The sequence below is a fragment of the Mycobacterium sp. SMC-17 genome, assembly GCF_045310915.1.
GTDB lineage: Bacteria > Actinomycetota > Actinomycetes > Mycobacteriales > Mycobacteriaceae > Mycobacterium.
Genome location: NZ_JBJIAK010000113.1, coordinates 1 through 4239 on the forward strand (window position 1 = coordinate 1; position 4239 = coordinate 4239).

General features: G+C 61.9%; 2 protein-coding genes and 2 pseudogenes. 3 read left to right on the top strand and 1 reads right to left on the bottom strand.

What is annotated here, in order from left to right:
• The 3 genes and pseudogenes from ACJH7A_RS30085 to ACJH7A_RS30095 form a co-directional block, all read left to right on the top strand.
• Nucleotides 1–1001: pseudogene (locus ACJH7A_RS30085) on the top strand (class I SAM-dependent DNA methyltransferase); the annotation flags it as partial.
• A gap of 200 nt (nucleotides 1002–1201) precedes the next feature.
• Entirely contained in the window at nucleotides 1202–2119 is a 918-nt protein-coding gene (locus ACJH7A_RS30090) for a hypothetical protein (protein ID WP_082934773.1), read from the top strand.
• A 13-nt stretch (nucleotides 2120–2132) separates the two neighbouring features.
• Nucleotides 2133–2843 (top strand): hypothetical protein, encoded by a 711-nt coding sequence (locus ACJH7A_RS30095; RefSeq protein ID WP_131808792.1) that lies wholly within the window; start codon nucleotides 2133–2135, stop codon nucleotides 2841–2843.
• 7 nt (nucleotides 2844–2850) lie between these two features.
• On the opposite strand, the pseudogene ACJH7A_RS30100 reads toward ACJH7A_RS30095, so the two are convergent.
• A pseudogene (locus ACJH7A_RS30100) lies at nucleotides 2851–4239 on the bottom strand (class I SAM-dependent DNA methyltransferase); the annotation flags it as partial.

A 4239-nucleotide genomic window follows, 5' to 3' on the forward strand; every position in this document is an offset into this window, starting at 1 on the left:
TGCTCCGGTCCTGGAACGACATCCTCGAAGAAGGTCAGGTTCCGGTCGAGCAGTCACGGATGGTCTATACCGTCAACAGATCCGTCGCGAGCGTGCTCGAAAAGCTTGCGGACGCACCGAGGATCGGTTCGTTGAACCTGCTGTTCAGTTCCGGCTGGCACGAGAAGAACGACCGGACCAAGGGATATTTCGAGTCAGATTGGGGCGTTCCTGAATCGTGGGATCAGGTCATCCTGCAAGGACCGCACCTGCACGTCGCCACCCCGTTGTACAAGTCGCCGAACCCCACGATGCTGCACAACCAAGACTGGACCGCCACCGACTTCACCACATTGACCGAAGACGCGATACCCGCCACGTCCTACAAACCGGCAGGTAGCCGCGCAAAATACGACGCCGACTACACGAGCTGGCGAATAGACGGGGAAGAGGTCCGAGCGCGGGACAGCTACCGCGTGGCATGGCGGCGAATGGCTGCCAACACGGGCGAACGAACGTTGATCCCGGCGGTCGTTCCGCCGGGGGCGGCGCACGTCAACGCGGTACACACAGTTGCCACCAGCAGCGGAAGCGAACTCGCACTCGTCGCAGGCGTCGTGTCGTCGTTGCTGACAGACTTCGCGGTTCGGTCGGCCCCAAAGTCGGAGATCTTGCTCAGCACGCTGAATCGTCTGCCACTGGTCACAGCACCGAAGCTGCAGCCAATCTTGATCGAGCGCGCCCTTCGCCTCAACTGCGTCACCAATGCCTACGCCGACCTCTGGTACGACGTCGTGGGAACCACGTGGACCTGGGACACCCCACACCGTAAACCCGAGGACCGCCGCCAAGCCCTCGTCGAAATCGACGCGCTCGTAGCACTCGGCCTGAACCTCACCGCCGACGAGCTGTGCACGATCTACCGCACCCAATTCCCCGTCCTGTACGGCTACGACCGCAAAGCCGGCTTCGGCCGCGAAGCGGCCATGCGCGAGGCATTTCATCGGTTCCAAGCCGTGTAAAGAAACGCCAACAGCGCCACCGCGAGTGCCAGGTCGATATTCGACGGGGAAGCTCCGGAGAAGGAAGCTCGGCGAGGAGGCAGCTGAACCCCCTGGTTTGTGCGAACAAAAGCGTGTATACACGTTGTTAGAGAATAAGTCCAACAACCGAACATGATGATTCAGCATTTCGGTTGTATCTGCAGTCTAGGGGCTGGCCAATGAGCGGATCTGCCGCGTTCGGACTTCTCGGCGAGGCTGGTATTCAAGTCTCGGGCGGCATGCATGAGCTGGACCTGGCGTTGCCTGACGGTTCGCGTGTCGCGGCAACGGCGCGGCTGGGTAGCAGTCCCAATCCGGCCCAGATTGCGGCAGACCGTCGCACTGCGGGTGGCCGGCGCGTTCTCTATTGCCTGCATAGCGCCGGTGCCGCTGTCGTCGGCGCGGCCCAGCGCGGAGAGGTCGACCTGGTTACGTTTGATGAGCGTCGGGTGGTCATCGGCGCCAAAGACTTTCTCGACCCACCATCGACGTTTAGAGCCGAACCCCGACGGCGGCCATGGGGTCGATGGGCGATTGAGCGAGTCCGCCTGCTCGACCCGAAAACCGTTCGGCAGGCAGACATTGCCGCCGCTGTCGGCGCCTCCCAACAGGCGGTCGCCAAGAGCCTCAAGGCGATGCCTTCCAAACCGGCGACGGTGCGTGAATGGCTGGGCACCTATCCCGGCGCAGGAGGGCTCAAGCAATGGTGGTACCACCTGGAAGGTGTTGCGCCGCAAGGTGATATAGCCGCACGTGCGCTTGCCGAGCTCGGCCTTTCCGGGTGTATATCAGGAGACCTGGCTGCCGACCGCTACGCACCGTGGAGGCTCCCCGTCCAGGCCCACGTGTACACACCCGAACTAGTGGACCTGACACCGTGGGGATTCGTCAGCGCCAGTCAAGCCGAGGCCACTCTGGTCATGCAGGTCCCTGAGGACAGGACACTGTGGGCTACCGCCGCCTGGTACCAACCCCAGGGGGACCTTGTCGATCCGCTCATCGCGCTATGGGATGTCGCGCATGCGCCCGGCAGCGATGCACTTGATGCCGCCGAGAAGTTGGCAGAGGCCATCATGAGGCACACCGACGGTGCGTAGGCGGTTAGATATCGTGTCGACGTCGAACGCGAGTGACCTCGGGTTCCTGGCGTTATCCGATCTTGCGTCCGCAGCGGAGCGGACCGATTACCGCGTGGTGGGCGGCCACATGGTTGCCCTCCTGGGCTACAGCTTTCCAACTCCTGGCGCCACGATCCGCGCGACCACCGACGCCGATGTAGGCATCGCGCGCCTCGCAGCAGCAGGCGGTGAGCTTCACACGGCGCTCCAATTGCACGGATACCAGCCGGTCTTGGGAAACCAGTACGTCAAGTCAGTTGGCGAAGGCGAATTGTCCATCGATGTGCTGGTGCCCCGCACCACATCGGATGGAACGGCCATTCTTGGCGGTCGCGGGTTCGATCCGATACCGGGCCTGTCGCTGGCATTGGCGATCGACCCGATTCAGATCGAAACCCGCGTAACACTGCGGGATGGAGCCGTCCGGGAATTCGTGGTCCCCGTACCCTCGGTCGAAAGCGCGGTGGTTCTGAAAGTCCTTGCCTGGGACAAACGAATGGCGGACAAGGACCTGGCCGACCTTGCCGCCTTGCTCGAAATTGCCGCAGCGTTCAGGGCCGAAATCGATTGGCAGCTCGACCAAATCCCGCTGCGCGGCGAACGCCTGGACTGCGCACGTGCGGCGCAACGTTTGCTACGGCTCCCCCGAAAACTCCCTGCCCGGACCAGGGCATTGCTGCAGTCATTCATTGGGCAGGCGTAGTCACGCCTCATGAAGACCTGAGAGCCGCGAACTGCAGGAAAGCCGTCTGCATGGCCGCTTCGCGGTCGAAGCCGGCTTTGCGGTCGTAGCCGTACAGGACGGGGAATTGGGTGCGGTAGATCGTGCACAGCTCGTCGGCGGTGAGGTTCAGGCCGAGTGCTACGAGCGCGTCGATTTCGACGAGGGCTTGGCGGCGGTCCTCGGGTTTACGGTGTGGGGTGTCCCAGGTCCACGTGGTTCCCACGACGTCGTACCAGAGGTCGGCGTAGGCATTGGTGACGCAGTTGAGGCGAAGGACACGCTCGACTAGATCGGGGCGAATTGTATCTGATGATGTGACCGGCAACCGTGCGATCGTTGACAACCGAATGCTCGACTTTGGGGCCGCACGAACAGCGAAGTCGGCAACTAGAGACGATAGACAGGCTGCGGTCAAGGACAGGTCCGTATCATCGTCCATCGCAACTGACAGGACCGACTGGCGGAGGTGAATTGCCCCAGGTGGAATGATCGCCGGAATCAACGTCCGCTCGCCAGTATTTGCTGCCATGCTGCGCCAGACGATTCGAAAACGACTCCGCGCGGTCACATTCCGCCCGTCGACATTCCAGCTCATACAGGCCGCGGCGAACCGGTCTGCCGAAACAGCTCTGCGGTATGAAGTAGCCGGAACCGCGCCTGCTGCGAGGGTTTGAAAGTCGGTCGCTGTCCAGTCTTGGTTGTTCAGCATCGTGGGGTTGGGTGACTTATATAGCGGGGTGGCGACGTGAATGTGTGGGCCTTGCAGTATGACGTCGTCCCATGATGAAGGGACGCCCCACACCGAATCGAAATAACCTTGAGCACGGTCAGTTGACTCGTCCATTCCGCGCCAATAATGCAGGCGCTTCCCTCCAATGCGTGGTGCATCGGCGATCTTTTCGAGCACGCTCGCGACGGATCGGTTGACGGTATAGACCATCCGTGACTGCTCGACCGGAACCTGACCTTCTTCGAGGATGTCGTTCCAGGACCGGAGCACGTGGTTGTCGACGGTGATGATGCGTCCGGCGTGGGCACGTAAGTCCCATTTGCCGTCGGCGTCCTTCAAGCCGGGTTCGGTTCCTGAACCATCATGTTCGAGCGACCGAAGAACCGTATCGGGGTGATAGAGCGACGTAGCGTGGCTGAAGGTCGGCGCGCGCTCCCCGCTGTAAACGTGGATGCCGTACCCAACATGGTGGTCAATCTCCTCAAACAGCTGAAGCTCGTTCAAGAACTGCCAGTGCCGCCGCAACCTCCGATACGTCGCAGACCGCAACAACCCCGCCTTCTCGTCCGTGAAATGCGTCTCGGGATGAATGAGGCCGACCGAACCTGTTGTTCCGGCTGCGGTTCGGTGGCGCGTCCGTCGATC

Coding starts and splice junctions, on each gene's coding strand:
- ACJH7A_RS30090 (WP_082934773.1), top strand. CDS start 1,202: ATGAGCGGATCTGCCGCGTTCGGACTTCTCGGCGAGGCTGGTATTCAA.